General features: G+C 72.3%; 21 protein-coding genes and 3 pseudogenes. 11 read left to right on the forward strand and 13 right to left on the reverse strand.

Annotation, left to right across the window (positions count from 1 at the left end; translation table 11 throughout):
• Nucleotides 1-12 precede the first annotated feature (12 nt).
• Nucleotides 13-3258, reverse strand: a pseudogene (gene fdh, locus GA0070624_RS22095) (formate dehydrogenase); the annotation flags it as partial.
• 364 nt (nt 3259-3622) lie between these two features.
• Between fdh and GA0070624_RS22105 the strand changes: the two are divergent.
• Nucleotides 3623-4348, forward strand: a complete 726-nt coding sequence (locus GA0070624_RS22105) for a TIGR04282 family arsenosugar biosynthesis glycosyltransferase (RefSeq protein WP_342672769.1) — start codon at nt 3623-3625, stop codon at nt 4346-4348.
• A gap of 271 nt (nt 4349-4619) precedes the next feature.
• Here the strand turns inward: GA0070624_RS22105 and GA0070624_RS22110 are convergent, their stop codons facing one another.
• Nucleotides 4620-5204, reverse strand: a complete 585-nt coding sequence (locus tag GA0070624_RS22110) for a hypothetical protein (RefSeq protein ID WP_091344053.1) — start codon at nt 5202-5204, stop codon at nt 4620-4622.
• Nucleotides 5205-5810: 606 nt separating this feature from the next.
• Here GA0070624_RS22110 and GA0070624_RS22115 point away from each other — a divergent pair.
• The 3 genes and pseudogenes from GA0070624_RS22115 to GA0070624_RS22125 form a co-directional block, all read left to right on the forward strand.
• The gene (locus GA0070624_RS22115; RefSeq protein WP_091344055.1) at nt 5811-6152 is read left to right on the forward strand and encodes a hypothetical protein; all 342 of its coding nucleotides are present in this window, start codon (nt 5811-5813) and stop codon (nt 6150-6152) included.
• A complete protein-coding gene (locus GA0070624_RS22120) occupies nt 6116-6802 on the forward strand; it encodes a nucleotidyl transferase AbiEii/AbiGii toxin family protein (RefSeq protein ID WP_176731820.1) in 687 nt (228 codons plus the stop codon). The genes GA0070624_RS22115 and GA0070624_RS22120 overlap by 37 nt, the downstream gene beginning before the upstream one ends.
• A 193-nt stretch (nt 6803-6995) precedes the next feature.
• A pseudogene (locus GA0070624_RS22125) lies at nt 6996-7868 on the forward strand (5'-nucleotidase C-terminal domain-containing protein); the annotation flags it as partial.
• Nucleotides 7869-7924: 56 nt separating this feature from the next.
• On the opposite strand, the gene GA0070624_RS22130 reads toward GA0070624_RS22125, so the two are convergent.
• Entirely contained in the window at nt 7925-8116 is a 192-nt protein-coding gene (locus GA0070624_RS22130) for a hypothetical protein (RefSeq protein ID WP_091349281.1), read from the reverse strand.
• A gap of 88 nt (nt 8117-8204) precedes the next feature.
• Here GA0070624_RS22130 and GA0070624_RS22135 point away from each other — a divergent pair, with 88 nt between their 5' ends.
• A complete protein-coding gene (locus GA0070624_RS22135; RefSeq protein ID WP_091344056.1) occupies nt 8205-9239 on the forward strand; it encodes an NAD(P)-dependent alcohol dehydrogenase in 1035 nt (344 codons plus the stop codon).
• 74 nt (nt 9240-9313) lie between these two features.
• On the opposite strand, the gene GA0070624_RS22140 is transcribed toward GA0070624_RS22135, so the two are convergent.
• The gene (locus GA0070624_RS22140) at nt 9314-10462 is read right to left on the reverse strand and encodes a geranylgeranyl reductase family protein (protein ID WP_091344058.1); all 1149 of its coding nucleotides are present in this window, start codon (nt 10460-10462) and stop codon (nt 9314-9316) included.
• 136 nt (nt 10463-10598) lie between these two features.
• On the opposite strand from GA0070624_RS22140, the gene GA0070624_RS22145 reads away from it, so the two are divergent.
• Together GA0070624_RS22145 and GA0070624_RS22150 are read left to right on the forward strand one after the other, a co-directional pair.
• Nucleotides 10599-10835 (forward strand): hypothetical protein, encoded by a 237-nt coding sequence (locus tag GA0070624_RS22145; protein WP_091344060.1) that lies wholly within the window; start codon nt 10599-10601, stop codon nt 10833-10835.
• Between the two features lie 70 nt (nt 10836-10905).
• Complete coding sequence (locus tag GA0070624_RS22150) at nt 10906-12366, forward strand: MFS transporter (protein ID WP_245718927.1); 1461 nt, start codon at nt 10906-10908, stop codon at nt 12364-12366.
• Nucleotides 12367-12479: 113 nt separating this feature from the next.
• Here the strand turns inward: GA0070624_RS22150 and GA0070624_RS22155 are convergent, their stop codons facing one another.
• The 5 genes and pseudogenes from GA0070624_RS22155 to rho all read right to left on the reverse strand — a co-directional run.
• On the reverse strand, nt 12480-13070 hold the full coding sequence (locus tag GA0070624_RS22155) for a hypothetical protein (RefSeq protein WP_091344063.1): 591 nt from the start codon (nt 13068-13070) through the stop codon (nt 12480-12482).
• A gap of 746 nt (nt 13071-13816) precedes the next feature.
• Nucleotides 13817-14608: a hypothetical protein gene (locus GA0070624_RS22160; RefSeq protein WP_091344064.1), complete on the reverse strand. Its 792-nt coding sequence runs from the start codon at nt 14606-14608 to the stop codon at nt 13817-13819.
• Between the two features lie 300 nt (nt 14609-14908).
• Nucleotides 14909-16036 (reverse strand): DUF3626 domain-containing protein, encoded by a 1128-nt coding sequence (locus tag GA0070624_RS22170; RefSeq protein ID WP_245718928.1) that lies wholly within the window; start codon nt 16034-16036, stop codon nt 14909-14911.
• A 73-nt stretch (nt 16037-16109) separates the two neighbouring features.
• Nucleotides 16110-16571 (reverse strand): VOC family protein, encoded by a 462-nt coding sequence (locus GA0070624_RS22175; protein ID WP_091344067.1) that lies wholly within the window; start codon nt 16569-16571, stop codon nt 16110-16112.
• A gap of 11 nt (nt 16572-16582) precedes the next feature.
• Nucleotides 16583-17725 (reverse strand): annotated as a pseudogene (gene rho / locus GA0070624_RS22180) (transcription termination factor Rho); the annotation flags it as partial.
• Between the two features lie 328 nt (nt 17726-18053).
• Between rho and GA0070624_RS22185 the strand changes: the two are divergent.
• The 3 genes from GA0070624_RS22185 to tsaA are packed head-to-tail and all read left to right on the forward strand — an operon-like array spanning nt 18054 to nt 20253.
• Nucleotides 18054-18908 (forward strand): MEDS domain-containing protein, encoded by an 855-nt coding sequence (locus GA0070624_RS22185; RefSeq protein ID WP_176731821.1) that lies wholly within the window; start codon nt 18054-18056, stop codon nt 18906-18908.
• Nucleotides 18905-19846 (forward strand): sensor histidine kinase, encoded by a 942-nt coding sequence (locus GA0070624_RS22190; RefSeq protein WP_091344072.1) that lies wholly within the window; start codon nt 18905-18907, stop codon nt 19844-19846. Before GA0070624_RS22185 ends, GA0070624_RS22190 begins: the two co-directional genes overlap by 4 nt.
• Nucleotides 19843-20253 (forward strand): tRNA (N6-threonylcarbamoyladenosine(37)-N6)-methyltransferase TrmO, encoded by a 411-nt coding sequence (gene tsaA / locus GA0070624_RS22195; protein ID WP_091344074.1) that lies wholly within the window; start codon nt 19843-19845, stop codon nt 20251-20253. The genes GA0070624_RS22190 and tsaA overlap by 4 nt, the downstream gene beginning before the upstream one ends.
• Nucleotides 20254-20270: 17 nt before the next feature.
• On the opposite strand, the gene GA0070624_RS22200 is transcribed toward tsaA, so the two are convergent.
• Nucleotides 20271-20900, reverse strand: coding sequence for an MBL fold metallo-hydrolase (locus GA0070624_RS22200; RefSeq protein ID WP_091344076.1), 630 nt, complete (start codon nt 20898-20900; stop codon nt 20271-20273).
• Entirely contained in the window at nt 20897-21985 is a 1089-nt protein-coding gene (locus GA0070624_RS22205) for an S-(hydroxymethyl)mycothiol dehydrogenase (protein ID WP_091344078.1), read from the reverse strand. The genes GA0070624_RS22200 and GA0070624_RS22205 overlap by 4 nt, the downstream gene beginning before the upstream one ends.
• 142 nt (nt 21986-22127) lie before the next feature.
• Here GA0070624_RS22205 and GA0070624_RS22210 point away from each other — a divergent pair, with 142 nt between their 5' ends.
• Nucleotides 22128-22553: a hypothetical protein gene (locus GA0070624_RS22210; protein ID WP_245718929.1), complete on the forward strand. Its 426-nt coding sequence runs from the start codon at nt 22128-22130 to the stop codon at nt 22551-22553.
• 5 nt (nt 22554-22558) lie between these two features.
• On the opposite strand, the gene GA0070624_RS22215 is transcribed toward GA0070624_RS22210, so the two are convergent.
• Complete coding sequence (locus GA0070624_RS22215) at nt 22559-23857, reverse strand: MFS transporter (protein WP_091344080.1); 1299 nt, start codon at nt 23855-23857, stop codon at nt 22559-22561.
• On the reverse strand, nt 23854-24516 hold the full coding sequence (locus GA0070624_RS22220) for a GntR family transcriptional regulator (RefSeq protein WP_091344082.1): 663 nt from the start codon (nt 24514-24516) through the stop codon (nt 23854-23856). The genes GA0070624_RS22215 and GA0070624_RS22220 overlap by 4 nt, the downstream gene beginning before the upstream one ends.
• Nucleotides 24517-24568 lie beyond the last annotated feature (52 nt).

Here is a 24568-nt window from a genome sequence, read left to right on the forward strand (position 1 = left end):
GACCTCCCGCTCCGACGCGTCGGTGGTGACGATGGGCGGGCGGCCCCCGACCATCCCCGCGCGGCGCCGGTAGTCGTCCACCAGCTCGAGCAGGGCCGGCCCGGTCGGGCGCCGGCCGGGCCGGATGTCACACGTGCCGACCTTGCTCTCCTGGATCAGCACGTTCGGGTCCAGGGTGATGCCGAACAGGTCGTTGACCGAGTCACCGGTGACGATCCCTTCCCGACCGAAGTGGTACGGCAGCCACACCTGGTGGATCACCCGGCCGTCGAGCCGCAGCGGGGTCAGCCGATCGGTGACCAGAACGCGCGCCTCGATCGCGGCCCGACCGCTGACCAGGTGGGCCCAGCCGAGATGGTCCAGGCCGATCTCGCCGGCCAGCTCCGGGGAGATCTCGACGAACATCGCCGGTTGCAGCTCGGCCAGACGCGGCACCGTGCGGCTCATGCCGCCGGCGGTGTGGTGCTCGGTGAGCCGGCTGACCGTGAACACGTACGGGAAGACCTCGGCGTGCGGCTGCGGCGGGCTCGGGTTCACCGAGTTCACCGGGTTGTCGTAGACCTTGCGGGTCGGGTTGGCCTGTTGCCCGTACAGCGGGTTGCGGATCGGCGACTCGGCCGGCTCGTAGTGCGTGGGCATCGGCCCGTCCTGCAGGCCGCTCGGCACGTACAGCCAGCCCTTGCCGTCGCCCTGCATGATGAACGGGTCGTCACCGGCGAGCCCCGCCACGCCGGCGGTGCCCTGCGGCGGCCGGTGCGTCGGCGGCTTCTTCTTCTCAAAGTCCGGCACGTCGTAGCCGGTCCACTCGCCCTGGTCGGCGTCCCACCAGACGTACTTCTTGCGTTCGCTCCAGGGCCGTCCCTGCGGGTCTGCGGAGGCGCGGTTGTAGAGGATGCGCCGGTTGGCCGGCCAGGCCCAGCCCCACTCCGGGGCCACCCAGGTCTGCTCCGAGCCGGGCTTGCGGCGGGCGGCCTGGTTGACCCCGTCGGCGTACACCCCAGTGTAGATCCAGCAGCCGATCGCGGTGGAGCCGTCGTCCTTGGCCTCGGTGAACGCGGACAGCGGGCGGCCGGTCGCCACGTCGTACCCGTTGATCTCCTTCAGCACCGCCTCCGCGCTCGGCTCCGCAAGGGCGCCGTGCGTGGGGTAGTTCCAGTTGAGGTCACGCACCGCGCGGTCACGCGGCTTGTCCGAGGCGGCCAGCTTCTGCCGGATGATCCGCCCCAGGTGGTAGAAGAACCACAGCTCGGAGCGGCTGTCACCCGGCGGGTCGACCGCCTTCTCCCGCCACTGCAGCAGCCGCTGGGTCTGGGTGAAGGTGCCCTCCTTCTCCACGTGCGAGGCCGCCGGGATGAAGAACACCTCAGTGCGGCACTCCTCCGGCACGATCTCGCCGGTCTCCACCTCCGGGCTGTTCTGCCAGAACGTCGCGCTCTCGATCATGAACAGGTCCCGGACCACCAGCCAGTCCAGGTTCGCCAAGCCCAGCCGCTGGGCCCTGCCGTGCGCCGAACCGACCGCCGGGTTCTGGCCGAGCAGGAAGTAGCCCTTCACCTTGCCGTCGATCATGTTCAGCACCGTCTGGTACGTCCCGTGATCGCCGGTCATCCGCGGTATGTAGCCGTAGCAGAAGTCGTTCTCCGGGCTGGCCGCGTCGCCCCAGTACGCCTTCAGCAGGCTGGCCCCGAAGTCCCGGGCGTTGGACCAGAAGCCCTTCTGGCCCGGGTGCCGGATGCTGTCCACCCACTCGGTGAAGGTCGGGTGGTGGGCGTGATGCGGCATCGGCAGGTAGCCCGGCAGCAGGTTGAACAGCGTCGGGATGTCGGTGGAGCCCTGGATGCTGGCATGCCCGCGCAGGGCCAGCACCCCGCCGCCCGGCCGGCCGATGTTCCCCAGCAGCAGCTGGATGATCGCCCCGGTGCGGATGTACTGCACCCCCACGCTGTGCTGGGTCCACCCCACCGAGTAGATCAACACGCCGGTGCGCTCCCGGCCGGAGTTCTCCGTCCACGCCCGGGCAAGCTCGAGGAACTTCTCCCGCGGGATGCCGCAGACCCGTTCCACCATCTCCGGGGTGTATCGCGCGAAGTGGCGCTTGAGGAGCTGGTAGACGCAGTTCGGATCCTGCAACGTCTCGTCCCGCCGCACCTGGCCGCCGACCGGAATGCCGTGCGACTCGTGCCGCAGGCCGGCCGCGGTGTCCCGCTCCTGGTGGGCGGCGCGGTAGCCGGTGGTCTCCTCCTGGCCCGCATACTGCCAGCTTCGCTGGTTGTACGCGTGCGTCTGTGGGTTGTAGCCGGAGAAGAGACCATCCAGGTCCTCGGTGTCGGCGAACTCGTCGCTCACGATGGTCGCCGCGTTAGTGTAGGCCAGCAGGTACTCCCGGAAGTCGAGCTCGTTCTCCAGGATGTAGCGCACCACACCACCGAGCAGCGCGATGTCCGTGCCCGCCCGGATCGGCAGGTAGGTGTCCGCCAGCGCGCTGGTGCGGGTGAACCGGGGGTCGACGTGGAATACCTTCGCCCCCCGCCGCTTGGCCTCCATCACCCACTGGAAACCCACCGGATGGGCCTCGGCCATGTTCGAGCCCTGGATGACGATGACGTCAGCGTTGGCGACATCCTGCTGGAAGACCGTCGCGCCACCGCGACCGAAGCTGGTCCCCAGACCGGGGACGGTGGCGGAGTGTCAAATCCGCGCCTGGTTCTCGATCTGTAGGGCGCCGAGCGCGGTGAAGAGCTTCTTGATGAGGTAGTTCTCTTCGTTGTCCAGCGTGGCGCCACCGAGGCTGGCGATGCCGAGGGTGCGGTTCAACAGCCGTCCCTCGTCGTCGGTGTCCTCCCAGGTGGCGTCGCGCGCCGCGATCACCCGGTCGGCGATCATGTCCATCGCCGTGTCGAGGTCGAGGTCCTCCCACTCGGTGCCGTACCGCGGGCGGTAGCGGACCTTGGTCTGCCGCAAGGGGCTGGTCACCAGCGACTTGCTCGCCGAGCCCTTCGGGCAGAGCCGCCCGCGCGAGATCGGGCTGTCCGGGTCACCCTCGATCTGGGTGACCTGCCCGTCCTTGACGTACACCCGCTGCCCGCAGCCCACCGCGCAGTAGGGGCAGACCGAGCGGGCCATGCTGTCCGCGGTCTCCGTGCGCGCGGTCAGCGCCGCCGACCGGGCCGACTGGGCCGCCGCGCCCCGGCCGAGCGGGTCGGTGCCGGTGAGCTGCCGGTAGACCGGCCAACCCTCGATGAAGGTCTTCAGACCCATCCCGGGACACCCCCTCCCCCGCTGGCGGAAGCTGACCTCTTGAACATTAGGCCAGCGGCCGGGTGCCCGCGACTGGAGCGGCAGATCATTTTCGGGGGAACCCATTCACCTCATCGGGTGGGTCCTCGGACAGAGCGGTTTGAACCGGTGGACGGTGGCAAAGAAGCGGCCCATGCCGGACCGCCATCGGAACGAGGTGTCGCGCCTCGACGTACCCGACCGCGTCGCCGGCTGTGCGCCCGCGCGGCCGGAGCGGGCGGGTGGCGACGGGGCGGCGGGCGGCCGGCTCCGTCGAGGTCCCACCGGTACCGCCGGGCGGCCTGAGCGTGCTGCGGCACCCCGTCGGGGCGCCGGCGGGACGCCGGTGTTGCTGGTGGTGGCGAAGGCGCCGGCGCCCGGGCAGGTCAAGACCCGGCTCTGCCCACCGGCCACTGCGGATCAGGCGGCCGAGATCGCCGCCGCCGCGCTGCTCGACACTCTGGACGCGGTCGCCGCGACCCCCGGCGTCACCCCGGTCCTCGCCGTCGGCGGGGACCTCGGCCGGGCGGCCCGCCGGGCCGACCTGCTCCGGGCGCTGCGCGGCTGGCCGATCCTCGACCAGCGCGGTGCGACCTTCGCCGACCGGCTGGTCGCCGCGCACGCCGACGTCGCCGACCGCTTCCCTGGCTCTCCGGTCCTCCAGATCGGGATGGACACCCCGCAGCTGCGGGCGCCGATGCTCGACCGGGCGGTCCGCCGGCTGGCGGGCACCGGCCTCGCGGTGCTGGGCCCGGCCGCCGACGGGGGCTGGTGGGCGCTGGGGCTGCGGGATCCGCGCCAGGCGGAGGCGCTGCTGGGAGTGCCGATGTCGCGCGGCGACACCGGGCTGCGGACCCGACGGGCGTTGCGGGCCAGCGGGCTGCGGGTGGCGAGCCTGCCGATGCTGAGCGACGTGGACACGATGGCGGACGCCGTGGCGGTCGCGGCCATCGCGCCGCACGGCCGTTTCGCCGCCGCGGTGGCGGCGGTGACCGTCCCGCTCGCCGACCCTCGCGGCCAGAACCTGGCGCTGCTCGCCCGTGGTGGAGAAACAGCGGCGCCCCGGCCGTAGACCGGGGCGCCGCTGGGCGTCGGTGTGCAGGTCGCCTCTCGGCGAGTGGCACGACGCGGCTCCAGCCGAACGGTATTCCGCGAAGGCAAATTGGGTGAGGCCCGGGGACACTGGACACACCGACGCTCTACACAACCACGCGACCGGAGCCGGTGTTCCGGCCCGCCCGGTGACCGCCGTCACCCCGCTCGGACGGGCTGCCGGTCGCCTCCGGATGTGCCGCTGGCCGGCACCCGTGTTCGGGTGCCGGCCAGCGGCTTGGTGCTCTGTGTCAGTTGTTCCAGTGCTGGGCGACCAGGTCGGCGGCCTGCTGTTCCCACTGGGCGTAGGCGTGCGGGTAGGCCGACACCTGCACCGTCTGGGCGGCCTCGGTCAGCGGCATGTCCTGCCAGCCGTCGACCTGCTTGAGGCCCTTGAGGAACGCCATGGTCGAGTACTGCGGGTCGGTGATCTGCTCCGGGGTGCCCCAACCCGAGGACGGGCGCTGCTGGAACAGGCCCAGCGAGTCGTGGTCGTTGCGCTCCCCCAGGTGACCCAGGTTCTCCAGCTTCGACTCCTGCAGGCTGGTGGCGATCGAGACCACCGCGGCCCGCTCGTCCATGCCGGACTTCTTCGTCGCGGCGATGATCGCCTTGACGTTACCGATCTGCTCCTTGTTCAGGTCGATCCGGGACTGGGTGCCCTGCACACCATGCGGAATCAGCTTGCCGGTGTCCGGCTTGTCGGCCTGCACGACCGCGACCGGCTTGGCGTCGACCGGGGCGGCGGCGTGGGCGGTGGCCGGGCCGGCGAACACGCCACCGGTGAAGGCCAGGCCAGCGATACCGAGCACGCTCTTACGCAGCATCGTGTTCATGATCAAAGCTCCAATTCGGGGGTCAGGCACACCACCCGATAGGGGGCCGGGTGGATGCGCACGCACCACGGACGGGCGCTCAAAACAAAAGGGGAAAGTCTCTGTCCGGCGAAGATCCGCGGGGTTGGGGGTGCCACTCGCGGCGCCGGGACCATGTGTAACGACCGGCGGCCCACCATCATTCCGGGGCCCGTCCACCAGCCCCCAGATCAGGGGGCGGTCCTCGGTCGTACGCCAGGTATAACGACCCCGCCCCGGCCACGATTCCGACCCCACAATGCCGCCGGTCACACCTGGAATCGGACAATCTGCACGAGCTCGCACAGGTGGTGACTTCACGGCCGCCTGGAGACCCCCACGCGCTCGCAGCGGGGCCGCATACACGACCTCATGGCGCGTGGCGCACGAATCCTCGCAGCGGACGGTGCAGGCCCCTCACCGGGACGTCCCGCTCATCCACAGAACGGCGGAGCATCACCCACCGTGACCGCTCCGGTAGGCCGTACGCCAATCCAGGGGGCGCGAGCAGGCCGCAAAGCGGTGCCGGAGAGAAACCACAGGCGCACGGGTAGAGCCCCCGCCGGGCCGCGGCGTTACCCTGACAGCATGCAGGGCGTCTTCCCCACCACGACCGGCGCCGCCTTCCAGGCCCGCCCGGGTCGTCCCGCCGTGGTGGCACGCACAATCGCCGAGCTGACCGGTCCGACCCGCGGTGTGGTCGAGTTGCCCGTACGGCTGATGTGGGGCAGCGAGCGCACCTTCGACCTCGGCGACCCCGACGACCTGCTCTGGATGTACGAGAACGTGCTGCGCGAGACCACTCGCATCGACGATCTGCGGACCCTGATCAACGGTCGGACGCTGCGTCGGGTCTGGCGGCGGCTGAACCTGCCGCGCGGGGTACGCCTGGCATGGGAGAGCCGGCACCGCGGCCTGCGTACCGCGTGAGGCACCTGCACGAGTTCTACCGGGAGGTGGCCCGGGTGGCGCTGGTTGCCGCCGGGCCGCACCGGTTCGTGCTGGGCGGCGGAGTGGCGTGGGCCGCGCACGGGCTGGTGATCCGCCCCACCGAGGACGTGGACCTCTTCGCCGATGTGGAGGGGGCGGCGGCCGCCGCGGCGACCGAGGTGCGTACGGCGCTGGAGCGGGCCGGTTTCGAGGTGGCCGAGGCCGATCCGGACAGCGAGCTGGCGGATCTCTTCGACGGCTTCGACCGGGACATGCGGGACTTCGTGGTGAGCCGGGACGGCCGGCAGATCCGGCTGAGCCTGGCCCGGCTGGACCGGCACCGCAGCCCGGTGGTGATGGACCTGGGCCCGGTGATGGACGTCCACGACCTGATCGCCAACAAGACCGCGGCGCTGGTGAACCGGCGCGAGGTACGCGACTACATCGACGTTTCTGCGGCGCTGGACCGCTACGACGTGTCGGAGCTGCTGGACCTGGCCCGCCAGGTCGACCCAGGGCTGGATCTGGAGGACGTCCGGGCCGCGGGCCGCTACCTGGATCAGGTGCCGGACCGCCGCTTCGCCCGCTATGGCCTCGACGCCGAGCGGGTGGCCGAGGTGCGGCGCCGGATGACCGCCTGGCCACGCTGACGGCAGGCCACAGAGGACCAACCAGGCCGGACGCCGGGGATCGCGAAGCGGCCGCCAGGTGGCCGTCGTGTTACGCGGAGGACACCGCTGCGCCGGTGGGGTGAAATACCTCGGGCGGGTGTGGCGGGAGTGACGGGAGGGTTAAGGTGCGCAACGGCGCCCACGAGGCGCCTCCACCCCCATGGAAAGGCACACCTCCGAGCCGTCGAAGTGGGGCCAGCGGCTCACCCGGATGGACTTCACCGTCACCCGGGAGAACGGCCGGTGGAAGGTGGTCAGCAAGTCCGCCACCATGCTGAACACCAATACCGTGGTCGAGGACCCGGCGGTGCTCGCGGCCGTGCGCGGCCAGCACACCAAGACCGTCACGTACGTCAACACGGTCGTCGCCCAGTCCAGCGAGGAGCTCTCGGCCGCTGAGTCGCGGTACAAGGACACCCCGATTCTGGACTTCATCAACCACGTCCAGACCGAGGTGGTCACCAAGGCGCTCGCCGGCACCGCGTACGCGGGCCTGCCGGTGCTGTCGATCGCAGCGCCGTTCAGCCGTACCGCGATCTTCCCGCAGGGTGACGTCCGGATCCGCGACGTCGCGGGCCTCTACGTCTACGACAACACCCTCGAGGCCGTGGTGCTCAGCGGCGCCGAGGTGAAGGCGTACCTGGAGTACTCGGCGAAGTACTTCCGGACGTTCGCGGTGGGCGACACGGTGGACCCGGCGACCATCAGCGACCCGCTGGTGCCGGACTACAACTACGACGTGATCTCCGGTGTCGACTACGACATCGACATCAGCAAGCCGGTCGGCCAGCGGATCATCCGCCTGGTCATGCCGGGCACCGGCACCCCGGTCGCCGCGGACGCCCAGTTCGTCATCGCGGTGAACAACTACCGGCGCAGCGGTGGCGGCAACTTCCCCGGCGTCGTGAAGACCCAGGTCTACAACCAGCAGCAGGAGATCCGCCAACTGCTGATCGACTGGGCGCAGGCCAAGGGCGTGATCAACCCGGCCGACTTCTTCGTGCCGAACTGGAAGCTGGTACGCGAGGGCGTGTCGGTCTTCTGATCGGTCCCACCGGACGGGCCGTGGTGTCTCACCGCGGCCCGTCCGCGTCTGCGGCCTCAGCCAGCGGCGCCGAAGCGCAGGTCCCACTCATCGGGGCCACCGGCCGATTCCGGCCGGTCCCGGCGGGGCTCGGTCTCGGTCAGCGCCACCCGCTCCTCGGGGCGCACCGGCGGCGGCAGTTCGCCGAAGCGCACGTGTCGCAGGAACGCGTACTCCTCGTCGGTGAACGACTCCGCCGGCTCGGTCATGCCGGCATTGTGCTCCCTCCCGTCCACCGTCGCATCAACGTCGCCGTCGGGGGTAAGCGCGCCGTCGCCGACGAGGTGGAGGAGAACCATGCGCGCGGTACGGATGACCGAACCCGGCGTGCTCGAACAGGTCGAGGTCCCGACTCCGGCGGCCGGGCCCGGCGAGGTGCTGCTCCGCGTCGGAGCGGTCGGCGCCTGCCACTCCGATCTGCACATCCTCGACGCCCCGCCCGGGCTGTTCCCGACCCCGCTGACCCTCGGCCACGAGATCGCCGGCACGGTCGACGGCATCGGCCCCGGGGTCACCGGCTGGGCGTCCGGCGACCGCGCCGCCGTCTACGGCATCATCGGCTGCGGCCACTGCCGCGCCTGCCTCCGCGGGCTGGAGAACCAGTGCCGAACCGTGCCGGTGGGTGGCATCGGGCTCAGCCGCGACGGCGGACTGGCCGAACATGTGGTGGTGCCCGCGTCCCGGCTGCTGCACGTCGGCGACATGGACCTGGTGCAGGCCGCCCCGCTCACCGACGCCGGTCTCACCCCGTACCACGCGGTGGAACTGGCCCGACCGAACCTGCGGCCCGGGACGCGCTGCGTGGTGATCGGGATCGGCGGTCTCGGGCACATGGCCGTGCAGATCCTGGTCGCCACGACGGCGGTACACATCATCGCGGTGGATACCAGCGTGGCCGCGCTGGACCTGGCCACCCGGCTGGGGGCGCATCACGTGGTGCAGGCCGGGCCCGACGCGGTGGAGCGGATCCGGGCGATCGTCGGCCCGCCGCCGGACGGGGCGGACGTGGTGATCGACTGCGTGGGGGCGGACCCCACCCTCACCACGGCCCGGCAGGTCGTCGCCACCGGCGGCCAGTTGATGCTGGTCGGCCTCGCCGGCGGGACGCTGCCCGTCCGGCCGGTCGCCGACGAGCCGCCCACCATCCCGTTCGAGGCGACCGCCCGGGTGCCGTTCTGGGGAACCCGAGCAGAACTGCAGGAGGTGATCGCGCTGGGCCGCCTCGGACTGCTCCAGGCCGACGTGCAGACCTTCGGGCTGGACCAGGCGCCCGAGGCGTACGCGATGCTCCGCCAGGGGGAGATCCACGGGCGGGCGGTCATCGTGCCCTGACAGTCTCTCTCGCGGGGTCAGGACCTGCGCAGGGAAATCGGTCGCGGGGCAGGTTGCGAGCCGCTGCCCCGGGCTCAGGAGACGGACCTCGAGTGGACCGGTGGTAGGCGGTCCAGCAGGGCCAGGGCCGCCCGGACCGGGCGGCGATTCAGGGTCTGCTCGAAGCCGGCCCGGCCCTGGCAGAACCCGACGAACATCCGCCAGCCGGGCGGGGTGGCCAGCAGCGCGTGGAAGACGTCCGGCCGCCGCTCGAACACCTCCAGCAGCCGGTGCCCGGCCGACATGGACGGCACCAGCTGCTGGCGCACGGCCCGCTCGTAACCGTCCAGAACGCCCTCGGCGACCGCCGTCCCGGCCAGCCTCCCGGAGCGCAGCGCGTAGCTGATCCCCTCCCGGCTCCACGGCTCCAGCAGCCCCGCCGCGTCACCGGCGACCAGCACCCGCCCGCGGCGCAGCGGCGAATCCTCCGCCCGGCACCGGGTGAGGTGCCCGGAGTCGTGCTCCGGGGACAGTCCCGACAGACCCAGCCGGTCGACGAAAGCGCCCAGGTAGGCCCGGGTCCGCTCCCCCTCGCCGCGGGCGGCGATGACGCCGACGGTGAGCCGGTCCCCCTTCGGGAAGACCCAGGCGTACGACCCGGGAAGGGGACCCCAGTCCACCAACAGCCGGCCGCGCCAGCGCTCCTGTTCGGCGGCGGGCACCGAAAGCTCCAGCTCCAGCCCCAGGTCGACCTGCCGGTGCCGGACGCCGACGTGCCGGGAGGTGATCCCGGAGGAGCCGTCGGCGCCGATCACGGTCCGGGCACGTACTGTCTCCCCGTCGGCCAGCCGGAGGCGTACCTCGTCGGGGTCCTGCTCGATGGCGCGGACGGCGACGCCCTCGCGGACCTCGGCCCCGGCGGCGACCGCGGCCGCGCGCAGCCGCTCATCGAACTCCTCCCGGCGGACCATCGCCACCAGCGGGCCGGCGGCGTGCCGGCGGGTGAACCCGCGTCGCCCGTCCCGGGTGAAGGTCACCCGGTCGACCTGGTCGTGCACCGGCACCTCGATCCGCTCCGCGACCTCCGCCAGCGACGTCCCGATCAGCCCTCCCCCGCAGGTCTTGTAGCGGGGGTGGGTGGCCCGCTCGACGACCAGCGTGCGGATTCCCGCGCTGGCCGCGGCGTGCGCGGCGGAGAGTCCGGCAGGGCCGCCACCGACGACAGCGAGATCCCAGACGATCACTGGTGCAGCCTAGGGCACGACGCGGCGGAGGCGGCCTCTGCGCGGCCCGCGTTCGGTGGGCATAATCGGACATCCTCCGGGTAACCGCCAGGCGTATAGCGCCGCCGCCGGGCGGATCACGCGGAGGAGGAAGGTCATGCAGCAGGTACAGCTGTCGGAGGTCGAGGAACGGGTGTTCCAAGCGGTCGCCGCGCTGGAGGCCCGGGGCCATGTGCCCTATCCCGACCTCATCGCCGAGGAGACCGGGATGACCGAGGAGGAGCTGCGCACGCCGCTGCACCTGCTCACCGAGAAGAATCTGCTGCACCGGGAGGACTCCCCGATGGCGGGGCTGGACTTCGGGCCGCGGTGGTGCGCGCATCAGACTGCCTGATCCCGCTGTTTGCCCCTTCGGGGCCCGGGTAGCGGTCAGGGATGCGTGATCGACGGTCTTCGGGGGCTCCGTGAGCGGGGACCGGTCGTCGCCACCGGCCGACGCCGGCGGACACGACGACCGGCGCCGCTGGCAGGCGCTCGGCGTCGGCCTGGTCGCCGCCTTCATGACGTTGCTCGACATCAGCATCGTCAACGTCGCCGTGCCGTCGATGGACCGTGCGCTCGGCGCGACGCCGAGCGATCTGCAATGGGTGCTGTCCGGATATGCGCTCACCTTCGGGCTGGTGCTCGTGCCGGCCGGGCGCTTCGGCGACGCGCGGGGACGGCGCGCGGCTTTCGTGGTCGGGGTCGCGCTGTTCACCCTGACCAGCACGCTGGCCGGGTTGGCCCGCTCGCCGGAATGGCTGGTCGCCACCCGGTTGCTGCAAGGCGCCGCCGCCGGGGTGGTCAACCCGCAGGTCAGCGGGCTCATCCAGCAGCTGTTCCGGGGCGCGGAGCGGGGGCGGGCGTTCGGCCTGCTCGGCGCCACCATCGGCATCTCCACCGCAGTGGGGCCGCTACTGGGCGGCCTGCTCATCCAGCTCGGCGGGGCGGAGCATGGCTGGCGGTGGGTGTTCTTCGTGAACGTCCCGGTCGGCATCGTGGCGGTGCTGCTCGCCTGGCGGCTGCTGCCCACCCGGCCCACCGGTCAGCCGGACCGCCACCGCCTCGACCCGGTCGGGGTGCTGCTGCTCGCCGTCGGGGTGACCCTCGTCCTGCTGCCGCTGGTGCAGCACGCCCAGTGGCATACCCCGTGGAAGTGGGCGCTCATCCCGGCCGGCCTGGTCTTCCTGGTCGGCTTCGGGCTCTGGGAGCGCTGGTACGCGCGAAACCGGCCGCCCCTGTTCGACCTGCGGCTGTTCGGTCTCCGCTCGTACACGCTCGGGTCGGTGATCGCGCTGGTCTACTTCGGCGGGTTCACCGCCATCTTCTTCATCTTCACGCTCTACCTGCAGACCGGCCTCCGCTACAGCGCGCTCGTCGCCGGCCTGGCCATCACCCCGTTCGCGCTGGGCTCGGCGGTCGCCTCGGCGCTGGGCGGTCGGGTCGTCACCCGGTACGGACGGCCGCTGGTCGCCGGCGGCCTGCTCACCGTGATGGTCGGACTGGTGACGACGGTCTACGTGCTGCGCGGCTCGCCGTCCGGCTCGGTGCCCTTACTGACCGCCGCGCCCTTGCTGCTGGCCGGGCTGGGCAGCGGCTTGGTCATCGCGCCGAACCAGACGCTCACCCTTGCGGAGGTTCCGGTGCCCCAGGCCGGCAGCGGGGCGGGCATGCTCCAGACCGGTCAGCGGATCGGTTCGGCCGCCGGGATCGCCGCGGTGGGGGCGCTCTTCTTCTCGTCACTGTCGAGCACCCGCGGCGACTGGGCCACTGCCTTTCGGCACTCACTCCTGCTGGCCGCCGGCATCATCGCGCTGGCCCTGGTGGCCGCCCTGGTGGACATCGTCGGCGGTCATCGCCGCGATCCTGCGGCCGCGCACCGCTGACGTCCACTCTCCGGCACATCGCCTGCGGATCTCGGGCACGGCTATTCAAGATCCGGATATGCCGCTGGCCGGCACCCGTGTTCGGGTGCCGGCCAGCGGCTTGGTGCTCTGTGTCAGTTGTTCCAGTGCTGGGCGACCAGGTCGGCGGCCTGCTGCTCCCACTGGGCGTAGGCGTGCGGGTAGGCCGACACCTGCACCGTCTGGGCGGCCTCGGTCAGCGGCATGTCGTGCCAGCCGTCGACCTGCTTGAGGCCCTTGAGGAACGCCATGGTCGAGTACTGCGGGTCGGTGATCTGCTCCGGGGTGCCCCAACCCGAGGACGGACGCTGCTGGAACAGGCCCAGCGAGTCGTGGTCGTTGCGCTCCCCCAGGTGACCCAGGTTCTCCAGCTTCGACTCCTGCAGGCTGGTCGCGATCGAGACCACCGCGGCCCGCTCGTCCATGCCCGACTTCTTCGTCGCGGCGATGATCGCCTTGACGTTGCCGATCTGCTCGTCGTTCAGCTTGATGTGGGACTGGGTGCCCTGCACACCGTGCGGAATCAGCTTGCCGGTGTCCACACCCGGCTTGTCGGCCTGCACGACCGCGACGGGCTTGGCGTCCACCGGGGCGGCGGCGTGGGCGGTGGCCGGGCCGGCGAACACGCCACCGGTGAAGGCCAGACCAGCGATACCGAGCACACTCTTACGCAGCATCGTGTTCATGATCAAAGCTCCAATTCGGGGGTCAGGCACACCCACCCGATAGGGGGCCGGGTGGATGCGCACGCACCACGGACGGGCGCTCAAAAAGTCTTCGGGGGAAAGATCCGACCACCCGGCGGGGCTGCCACTCGCGGCGCCGGGACCGTGTGTAACGACCGGCGGCCCACCATCATTCCGGGGCCCGTCCACCAGCCCCCGATCAGGGGCGGTCCTCGGTCGTACGCCAGGTATAACGACCCCGCCCCGGCCACGATTCCGACCCCACAATGCCGCCGGTCACACCCCGGGGACCGGACAGGCGACACCGCAACGGCGGCTTTCGGGCACCTGGCCCACCCCGATGCCGCCGCGTCGCGGGACACCGCACGGCCATCGGCCTGACACCAACAGCCGCACCGATCCGACGCATACCGGACGCCGGACACGAACCTCGCGGCCGTTCGCCGCGGACGGCGAGCATCACCCACCGTGATCCCTCGGTTAGGCGCACCCCAACAAGCGATATGCCTCTCAGGCATATTTATGACTCTCAGGCATATCCCTCACCGGGCGATAGATCCCGCGAGGCCCACAGATCCGCGCGAAGCGGGGCGCGGAGAAACCAGGCGAGGCTGGGCCGCCGACAAACCCGGCGAGGCCAGCGGGACAGGGACCCGGGTTCCGGGAATCGGCGGCCAGATACACCAAACCGGCCGGCCCCGGAAAGGGGACCGGCCGGCTTGGCCGAACTCAGCTCACAGCAGGGCTCACCAGACCTGCTGCACGATGTCCGCCGCCTGCTCCTCCCACTGCGCGTACGCGAACGGGAAGGCCGACACCTGGACGGTCTGCGCCGCCGTGCTCAGCGGCAGATCCTGCCACCCGTGCACGTTCTTCAGCGCGTTGAAGAACGCCTTGGAGGCGTAGTCGGGGTCGGTGATCTGCTCGGGCGTGCCCCAACCGGACGACGGGCGCTGCTGGAACAGACCCTCCGAGTCGTGGTCGTTGGACGCGCCCAGGTGGCCGAGGTTGTAGAGCTTCGACTCCTGCAGCGAGGTGGCGACACCGATCACGGCGCCCCGCTCCCCCACGCCGCTCTCCTTGGCCGCCTTGACGATGGCCTTGGCGTTGTCGACCTGCGCGTCGTCGAGCGGGATGCGCGACTGGGCGCCCTCGACGCCGTGCGGGACGAGCTGGTCCCGGCTCGGCTTCTCCGAATCCGGCTGGGTCACCTTGTCGGCGCCGGTCGTCTGCGCCGGCTCGACAGTCTCGGTCTTCTTGCCGGTCGCCGGGTCGGTCTCGGTCTTCTTGCCGGTCGCCAGGTCGATGGCGGCGACGGCGCCGGCGTGCGGTCCGCTGGTCACCGGCGCGGCGACGGCGGTCGGGCCGAACGCCAGGGCGCCGATGGCCGCCACGCCGGCGATGCTCAGCGCGGCCTTGTTCTGCGGGGTCTTTGCGATCTTGCTCTGCGCGGTCTTCGCGATGGCCGGGAGCCATTGAGAGAAGTCCTGCTTGGTCTTCGCGATGGCGGGGAGCCATCGAGTGAAGTGTTCCTTCACGATGGTTGCCCTTTCGATCGTTACGACGCGCTCCGGGGTGAGCGCCCCTGGGAAACTTCTGGGCCGGTACGGGTTTAGGTTCCGGCGGTACGGGGGACACAACCAGGTTCACGTGTCGGTCATTCCGGAAATGCCGGGGATGCGGGCGGCTGCGGCCCAGGTCACGAGGTGTATGCGACACACCGCCGTGGACTCCCAGGCGCGGGAACAAAACCCCCATTCCATCACAGACCGGATTCGGGGTCCGAACGGCTCGGGCGGGAACCGCGCCGGCGGGAGCGTGAGCAGGACGGGCTGAGGTCAGCGGGCGGCCGGCGTACCGAACCGGACCAGGACGTGCCAGAGCTGCTTGAGGTGCTGCAGGGTGACCTCGGTGGGGCCGCGATCCGCCCAACGCTGCGGTTCCGAGACGACGGAGGCGGCGGCCCGGCCGATCAGCGCGGCGTCGACCGGCTCACCCGGGCGGGCGAACTCGGCGTGCACCCGGGCGGCCAGCGGCGGGATGGCGGGCCCGCGGAACTCCGGGTCGATCCCGTCCACGGGCAACTCGAACCCGGCGTGCCAGAGCAGCGGAAAGGCGTGCCGTCGCGCGATCTCCGCGAGCGTCCGCCCCACTTCGGTGTCCCGGAACGACGGGTCGACCACCATCGCCTCGACGTCCCGGGCCAGGCTCAGCTCCCCGTGGATCTGGGCCTCGATGTAGTCGTCCAGCGCGCGCCCGGCCGCCCCCGGCCGCCCGGACTCCCACTCCCGGCGGCGGACCAACGTGCGGAGCAGGGCGTCCGTGTCCAGCCCGGCCACGCCGAGGCTGATCCCGGTCCCGGCGGTCGCCTCGAGCAGCGCCGCGAGCACCGGCTCGAAGACGTCGACGGTGCCGAGGTCCTTCGGTCCGAGGTGGCTGTCGCCGAAGCAGAGGGTGGTCCGGCCGAGGACCTCGGGGCGCAGCCGCAGGTGGCAGGAGCCGAACCGGGGGCAGGCGCCGTCCGGATGGTCCAGCAGGTTCAGGCCGCCGTACTTCGGCCGGTCCGCAGGGCGCACGGTCGCGCTCTGGTACGCCCCACCGAACAGCGTCTCCTCCCAGCGGTCCCGGTCGCCGCCGGGGTAGGCGGTCAGCCCACCGTTGGAGATGCCGGTCTCGAACTGGCTGCGGTACACGCCCTCCTCGGCGAGCGCGGCGGCCACCGTACGGCCGTCGCGCAGCAGTCGGTCGGGGTGGAAGTTGAGCGTCAGCCGGCCGTGCGTGGCGACCGCGGCGATCACCTGTTCCGGCTGGTACGCCGTACCCGATCCGGCGAGGTGCCGCGCGATGACGGCGAGCGCGGCCGGTCGGTCCCGCAGCGCCACCTCCCGGACGTACCGCAGGGCTGCGGTCTGCGCCGGGGTGAGGGCCGGACCCTGCGACCCCTGATCGGTGCGGAAGGCGGACACGGGGGCGAGTATGGACAACGACGCGGCCGCACGCAGCCCAATTACCTGCCCGATGGAACGGCCACCGGAACCGTCAGGCGTCGGTGCCGAAGCCGTCGAGGCCGGTCCGCTCGTCGAGGCTGCGCAGCTCCTGGAAGACGGTGATCTGCAGACCGGCCGGGGCGTCGAGCCGAGCGTTGAGCGACTGCCACGGGGTGACCGTGGGCGGCGCGACCTCGGTTGCACCGGCGGCGACCAGGCGCTCGGTGGCGGCGCGGCTGTCGTCCACTTCGAACGCGAGCCGGATGCGGGGGGCGACCTGTCGGCCCACCTCGACCTCGTCGATCATTTTCTTCTGCGCCGGGTTGGCGATCTCCAGGGTGGCCCGTCCCGCGTCGAGGATGACCACGCGGGCGCCGTCCCCGCCGGAGAAGGCGGCCTGTTCGGGCAGGCCGAGGGCGTCCCGGAAGAAGGCGACCGCCGCGTCGTAGTCGTCGGCCGCCACGACGAGGCGCAGCTGGCGTACGGTCGGCTGGTCATCGGCATCCGTGGTCATGCCGATGCATCCTAGCCGCGGGTGACCCCGTCCAGCCGGGCGAGGAAGCGGTCGTTGTCCGGGCTGGTGACGAGCTGGCGGAGCAGCTGGTCCATGGCCTGCTGACGGTCCAGCTGGGACAGTGCGGAACGCAGACCGCGCAACCGGTTCAGCTCGATGCCGGTGAAGAGCAGTTCTTCCCGGCGGGTGCCGGACGGGCGTAGGTCGACGGCGGGGAAGGTACGGCGGTCGGCCAGCGCGCGGTCCAACCGCAGCTCGGCGTTGCCGGTGCTCTTGAGTTCCTCGTGGATGAGCGTGTCGGCGGCGGACCCGGTGTCGACCAGGGCCGACGCGATGACGGTCAGCGAGCCGCCGTCCTCGATGTTGCGGGCCGCGGCGAGCAGCCGCTTCGGCGGGTTGAGCGCGGCCACGTCCACGCCGCCGGAGAGCGTACGCCCACCGGAGCGGACCGCGAGGTTGTACGCGCGGCCGAGCCGGGTCAGCGAGTCGAGCAGCACGACCACGTCGTGCCCCAGCTCGACCAGCCGCTTCGCCCGCTCGATCGCCAGCTCCGCCACCGTCGTGTGGTCCTGCGGCGGACGGTCGAACGTGGCCGCGACGACCTCGCCCTTCACCGACCGCTGCATGTCGGTGACCTCTTCCGGCCGCTCGTCCACCAGCACCACCATCAGATGGCACTCCGGGTTGTTACGGGTGATCGCGTTCGCGATCGCCTGCAGCACCATGGTCTTACCGGCCTTCGGCGGCGAGACGATCAGCGCCCGCTGCCCCTTACCGATCGGCATGACCAGATCGATCACCCGAGTGGTCAGGATGTGCGGCTCGGTCTCCAGCCGCAGCCGCTCCTGCGGGTACAGCGGAGTGAGCTTGTAGAACTCCGGCCGACGCTTCGCCTCCTCCGGCTCCATCCCGTTGATGGTGTCCAGCCGGACCAGCGGGGCGTGCCGGCCGCGTCGTGGCTCGCCGGGGCGCACCGCGCCGGTGACCAGGTCGCCGCGGCGCAGGCCGTGCCGGTGCAGCTGAGTGGTGGAGACGTACGCGTCGTCCGGGGACGGCAGGTAGCCGCAGACCCGGACGAGCGCCCGATCGTCGTCGGTGTCGAGGACGCCGCTGATCGGCGTCAAAGTGGTGGGTTGGAGGTTCATCGGGTGCCTTTCGGGTGAGGTGACCGCCCGCGCCGGCACGACGCCCGAGCAGGGACGGACGGCGAGGGAAGGCGGTGCGGCGCGAGCCGGACGCACCGCGCTCGGCAGGACGCGGCCAGCGGATCGCCGGGAACGGTGGAAGAGAGCGCCGGGTGCGGTCACGGACCGGGCACCGGGCGGTGAGGAGGACTCCGGGCGGCGCTGCGCGCCGGCATCCGGGTCCTTCCGCAGGTTAAACCCCGCCGGCCGGACGGGCAAGCCCTTGGGTGGCCGCCCGTTGGGTCAACCTCCACTCCAGGGCTAAAGTGAGGGACGCGCCGACCGGAAGGCGATGACGGTGACTGCAAGCGCGATGGTCGACCGGATCCACCTCGGAGACCACGTCTGCTGGGCCCACGACGACGAGGCCGAGGCCCTCGACGCCGTCGGGCGCTTCATCGCCACGGGCCTCCGACTCGGCCACAAGGTCATCTTCTCTGCCGATGCCGCCTCGCCCCGGGCCGCGCGGGCGCACCTGGAGGCCGCCGGCGTGCCGACCGAGGCGGCGGTGGCCAGCGGTCAGCTGCGCATCCAGCCGGCGGCGGAGAGTTACCTGGCTGCCGGTCGACTCGCGCCGCAGGCGATGCTCGACTCGCTGGCCGAGAAGATCGTCGGGGCCCGCCGCGAGGGCTACCCGGGGCTGCGACTGGCCGGAGAGATGGGGTGGGTGTCGCGCAGCGACACGACGATCGACGACCTGCGCTGGTACGAGGCGCAGACAACCCGACTGTTCCTGGACGGGCGGGTCGCGGGGATGTGCCTCTACGACCGGAGGGACTTTCCGGCCGAGCAGCTGCGGGCGGTGGCCGCCGCGCATCCGGCGACGGCCGGACCGCAGGCGGGCGAAGCCTGGACGCCACTGCTGCGGGCCTTCCGGACGACCGACCCGCCGGGGCTGCGGCTGGTGGGGCAGGTGGACCAGAGCAACCGGGAGGCGTTCACCGCCGTGCTCGCCGACGTGACCGGCCGGGCACCTACGGACCGGCCGGCGGTGCTGGACGTCTCCGAGCTGAGCTTCGCGGACGTGCGTGCCGCATGCGCCCTGGTCCGGGCCGAACGGAGCGCCCGCGTACGGCTGGTGGGATGCCGTCCGGCGCTGAGCCGGCTACTCGACCTGCTCGGGGAGAGCGACCCGGTGGAGCTGCCGGCATGACGGTGCCCGGAAGGCAGGGATTCGTCCACGAGGGGCTCTTCTACACCGACGTCGCCGGCCTGCTGGCCGGGACGGTGCCGTTCGTCGAGGAGGGGTTGGCCGCCGATGAACCGGTCCTGGTGGCGGCCCCCGGCCCGCAGCTCGAGCTGATCCGCGCCGCAGTCGGGCCGGCCGGCGAGGCCGTCGGGTACACCGACATGACCGAGGCCGGGCGAAACCCCGGCCGGATCATCCCGTGGGTGCTCCAGGCGTTCGCCGACAAGCACCCGGACCGGCGGGTGCGGATCATCGGCGAGCCGATCTGGGCCGCCCGCACCGACGTGGAGTACCCGGCGTGCGCGCAGCACGAGGCCGCGATCAACTGGGCGTTCGCCGGTCGCGAGGTGAGCATCCTGTGCCCGTACGACGCGACCTCGCTGGATGCCGGCGTGCTCGCGGAGGCTCGCGGCACCCACCCGCTGCTGGTCGACCGGGCCGGGCGGCGGACCAGCGCCGACTATGCCCCGTCGGACGTGGTCGCCCGGCACAACAGGCCGCTGCCCACCCCGGCGGAGCGGGTGGCCACGCTCCGGTACGACCTGGCCGCGCTGCCGGGGGTGCGCCGGTTCGTCGCGGACCACGCCGCGGGCGCCGGCCTGCACGCCGACCGGGTGGCGGACCTGCAGATCGCGGTGACCGAACTGGCGGCCAACAGCGTCGCGCACGCCGGCGGCGCCGGCACCCTCCAGGTGTGGCTGACCGGCACGCATCTGGTCTGCGAGATCCGCGACGACGGGTGGCTCGCCGACCCGCTCGCCGGCCGGCTGGCCCCGGCGGTCGACGGCGTCGGCGGCCGCGGGCTGGTCATCGTGCACGCCCTCTGCGACCTGGTCCGGGTGCACAGCACCGCCACCGGCACCACCGTCCGACTGCACATGCTGCGGGAGGCCACCGGATGAACCACGACGGGTACGCGCTGCGCCCGGTCGGCCGGGTGGAGTCCCCGCTGACCGACCCCGAGCTGGCCCCGAAGCAGGCCGACGAGGGGGCGCCGGAGGCGTGGCTGGTCTTCGACGAGCGGGTCGCCCGGGCGGTGCGGGACCTGCGGCCCGGCACCGACGTGCTGGTGCTGACCTGGCTGGACCGGGCCCGACGCGACGTGCTGAGCGTGCACCCGCGCGGTGACCTGTCCCGGCCGGAGACGGGCGTGTTCAGCACCCGCTCGCCGCACCGGCCGAACCCGATCGGGCTGCACCGGGTCCGGATCCGCGAGGTGGACGGCCTGCGGGTCCGGGTGGCCGAGCTGGAGGCGCTGGACGGCACCCCGGTGCTGGACGTCAAGCCGGTGCTCGACGGCGAACGCTGAGCCCCGGCTGATCGGGGTCAGCGCCCCCGGGCGATCCACTCGTCGAGGTGGGGTGCCTCGGCGCCGATGGTGGTGCTGTCGCCGTGCCCGGTGTGCACCACGGTCTCCGGCGGGAGGGTGAGCAGCCGGCTCCGGATCGAGTCGATGATGGTGCCGAAGTCGCTGTAGGAACGACCGGTGGCGCCGGGCCCGCCGGCGAAGAGGGTGTCGCCGGTGAAGACGACACCGAACGCCGGGGCGTGGAAACTGCACGCGCCCGGGCTGTGGCCGGGGGTGTGCAGCACCCGCAGCGTCGTGCCGGCCACCTGGACCTCCGCCCCGTCGGTCAGCTCCCCGTTCGGCGGGACGTCCGGGTGAACCAGGTCCCAGAGCACGCGGTCGGCGGGGTGCAGCAGCACCGGCGCGTCGGTGGCCCAGGCCAGTGCCGGCGCCGCCCGGACGTGGTCGTCGTGGGCGTGGGTGGCCAGGATGGCCACCACCCGGCGATCCCCTACGACGCGGCGAATGGCGTCCGCTCGGTGCGGCGCGTCGATGACGACGCACTCGGCGTCGTCGCCGATCACCCAGACGTTGTTGTCCACGTCGAAGGTCTGGCCGTCCAGGGAGAACGTGCCGGAGGTGACGGTGTGGTCGACGCGGGCGCTCACGGGAAGACCACCACCGAGCGGAGCACGTCGCCGTGGTGCATCCGGGTGAACGCCTCCTCGACCTGGTCCAGGGCGATCTCCTCGGTGACGAAGGCGTCCAGGTCGAGGCGGCCCTGCAGGTAGAGCTCGGTGAGCGCCGGGAAGTCCCGGCTGGGCAGGCAGTCGCCGTACCAGCTGGACTTGAGGGCGCCGCCGCGGCCGAAGACGTCCAGCAGCGGCAGCTCGATGGTCATCTCCGGGGTCGGTACGCCGACCAGCACGACCGTCCCGGCCAGGTCGCGGGCGTAGAACGCCTGCTTCCAGGTCTCCGGCCGGCCCACCGCGTCGATCACCACGTCGGCGCCGAAGCCGCCGGTGGCCGCGCGGATCGCCTCGACCGGGTCGTCCACGGAGGCGTTGACGGTGTGCGTGGCGCCGAACTTGCGCGCCCAGTCGAGCTTGCGGGAGTCCGTGTCCACCGCGATGATCGTCGTCGCGCCGGCCAGCGTCGCGCCGGCCACCGCCGCGTCCCCGACGCCACCGCAGCCGATCACGGCGACCGAGTCGCCCCGGGTCACCTGGCCGGTGTTCATGGCCGCGCCGAGACCGGCCATCACGCCACAGCCGAGCAGCCCCACGGCGGCCGGCCGGGCGGCCGGGTCGACCTTGGTGCACTGCCCGGCGTGCACCAGCGTCTTCTCCGCGAAGGCGCCGATGCCCAGCGCGGGCGTCAGCTCGGTGCCGTCGGTCAGGGTCATCTTCTGCGCGGCGTTGTGGGTGTTGAAGCAGTACCAGGGGCGGCCCCGGCGGCAGGCCCGGCACACCCCGCAGACCGCGCGCCAGTTGAGCACCACGAAGTCGCCGGGCGCCACCTCGGTGACCCCCTCCCCCACCTGCTCCACGATGCCGGCGGCCTCGTGCCCGAGCAGGAACGGATACTCGTCCGTGATGCCGCCGTCGCGGTAATGCAGGTCGGTGTGGCAGACCCCGCAGGACTGGACGCGCACCACCGCCTCGCCCGGTCCCGGGTCCGGCACCACGACCGTGGTGACCTCCACCGGCACGCCCTTCTGCCGCGACACGACTCCCCGGACTTCCTGGCTCACGGTCTCCTCCTGCCTGCGGCGGTGATCACGCTTTCCCGCGAACCTACCGCCGCGGTGGCCGCCGGCCCAGCCGTACGCGGCGGGTTATCCCGGCTGGTGCCGGGTACGCGGGGCACGTTCTCCGGCACCGACGGGAGTGGTCATGATCATGAAGCTGACGCATGCGCCGTTGCGACTCAGCACCGGCGCGTTCATCCTCAATTCCGGCCTGAGCCATCGCACGCTGGAGGGGCAGGCAGCCGAGGCCATGCACGGCATGGCGGTGGGGGCGGTCCCCCAGCTCCGGCAGTTCGACCCGCCGCGCTTCGCCAAGTTGCTGTCCCGCGGTGAGATCGCCCTGGGCGCCGCCCTGATCAACCCGTTCGTGCCGTCACTGGTGGCCGGTCTCGCGCTGGCCGCGTTCGGCGCCGGCCTGGTGCAGCTCTACCTGAAGACCCCAGGGATGCGGGAGCAGGACAGCCTGAAGCCGACCCAGGCGGGCATCGGCCTGGCCAAGGACGTCTGGCTGGTCGGCGCCGGTCTGACCCTGGTCCTGGACGCACTCACGCACCGCCGCATCCGCGCCTGAGTCGGTCAGGCGGCCGCCGGGACCGGCGCGGCGGCGGCCCGCTCGGCGGCGTACCGGCGGCGGGCGGCGTTGCGGTAGCGCAGCACCTGGACCGCGCCGAGGCCCCAGAGCAGGTACTGCACCGCGAACGCCCAGCGGAACGCGTCCAGCGGCGGCGTGGACCGGCCGGCGGGGGTGGCCAGGTCGAGCACCACCCCGACGGCCAGCACGAGGGCGATGGAGGCGACGAAACCGCCGACGTTGACGATGCCGGTGGCGCTGCCGATCCGGTGGACGGGGTTGAAGGTGCGGGCGTAGTCGAACCCGATTATCGAGCCGGGACCGTTGACGGCCAGCACCACCACCAGGGTCACCAGCAGCCAGTGCGGCGCCCGTCCCGGCCAGGCGAGCACCACCGCCCAGACCGCCGCGGTGCCGGCGGTGATGGTGAAGACCATGACCGAGCGGCGGAACGGGTGCCGGGCGCACAGGTGCGCGATGACCGGGCCGCTCACCAGCGCCGCGAGGGTCATCAGGGTGAGCAGGGAGGCGGCGGCGGTCGGGCTCAGCCCCTCGCCCTGTACCAGGAACGGGTAGCCCCACAGCAGCGCGAAGACCGAGCCGGAGAACTGGGTGACGAAGTGGGTCCAGAGGCCGAGGCGGGTGCCCGGCTGGGCCCAGGCCGCGGCGAGCTGCCGACGTACGGTGGCGAGGTCCGGGGCGGCGGCGAGGTGCTCGGCGTGCGAGGTGTCCCGGACCACGACGAGCACCAGCAACAGCACCGTGGCGCCGACCGCGGCGGCGGTGAGGAACGCGGGGGTCCAGCCGGCGTGGTGCAGCAGCGCCACCAGGGGTACGGCGCCGAGGACCGCGCCGAGCTGCCCGAGCGTGGCGGTGAGCTGCACCAGCAGCGGGTTGCGCCGCCCGGGGAACCAGAACGCCACGATCCGCAGCACGCTGATGAAGGTCGTCGCGTCGCCGAGGCCGACCAGGACCCGGGCGGCGACGGCGAGGCGTACGTCGGTGGCGACGGCGAAGCAGAGCTGGCCGGCAACCATCAGCGCGCCACCGGTCAGCAGCAGCCGGCGCGAGCCGAACCGGTCCAGCAGCGCCCCGACCGGCACCTGCATGGCCGCGTACACGGCGAGTTGGGCGACGGTGAAGGTGGCCAGCGTGGAGGCGTTGATGTGGAAGCGGTCCGCCGCGTCCACCCCGGTCACGCCGAGCGAGCTGCGGTGGAACACCGCGGCGACGTACGCGCTGAGCGCCACCGCGAAGACCAGGCCGGCCGGCCGGCGCCGGGCGGCGGCGAGGGCGGCCCTCACCGCAGCGTCCGCAGCACGGTCGCGGCGTTGTCGACGTGGGCGCCGACGGCGTCGAGCCAGGCCTGCATGTCGTCGCCCTCCAGGGCGGCGAGCTGACCGGCGTGCTCGGTGAGCACCACCTGCGCCCAGCCCGGCGAGAGCCGGAAGCTCGCCTCGCCCATCCGCACCTGGCGGTCGCGCAGCCGCTGGTACAGCTCGGCGAGGATCTCGTTGCCGGCCGCCTCGACGATGGTGGCGTGGAAGGCCCGGTCGGCGGCCATCAGCGCGGTCACGTCTCCGGCCGCGTACGCCCGCCGCATCTCGGCGAGCCAGCGGGTCAGCTCGGGCCGTAGCTCGGCCCGGCGGGGCCACACCTTCTCGGCGGCGTGCAGCTCCACCAGTCGGCGCGCCTCGATCACGTCGGTGATCTCCCGGGCGGAGACCGGCCGGATCAGCGCGCCGCGCTTCGGATAGAGGGCCACCAGCCCCTCGGCCTCCAAGCGCAGCAGCGCCTCGCGAACGGGCGTGCGGGAGACGCCGGCCGCCTCGGCGATCTCGCCCTCGCTGATCAGCAGCCCACCGGGGTAGACCTGCTCCAGGATCGCCTGCTTGAGGTGCCGGTACGCCCGCTCGGCCGCCGACGGCTCGGCGGCGCGGGGCGACGCGGTGGGATGCGTCATGTATCTATGATGCGTCCCAGCTGCGGCCGAGCACACCGGAAAGTGGCCCAGG

Source organism: Micromonospora rhizosphaerae (genome assembly GCF_900091465.1).
Classification (GTDB): domain Bacteria; phylum Actinomycetota; class Actinomycetes; order Mycobacteriales; family Micromonosporaceae; genus Micromonospora; species Micromonospora rhizosphaerae.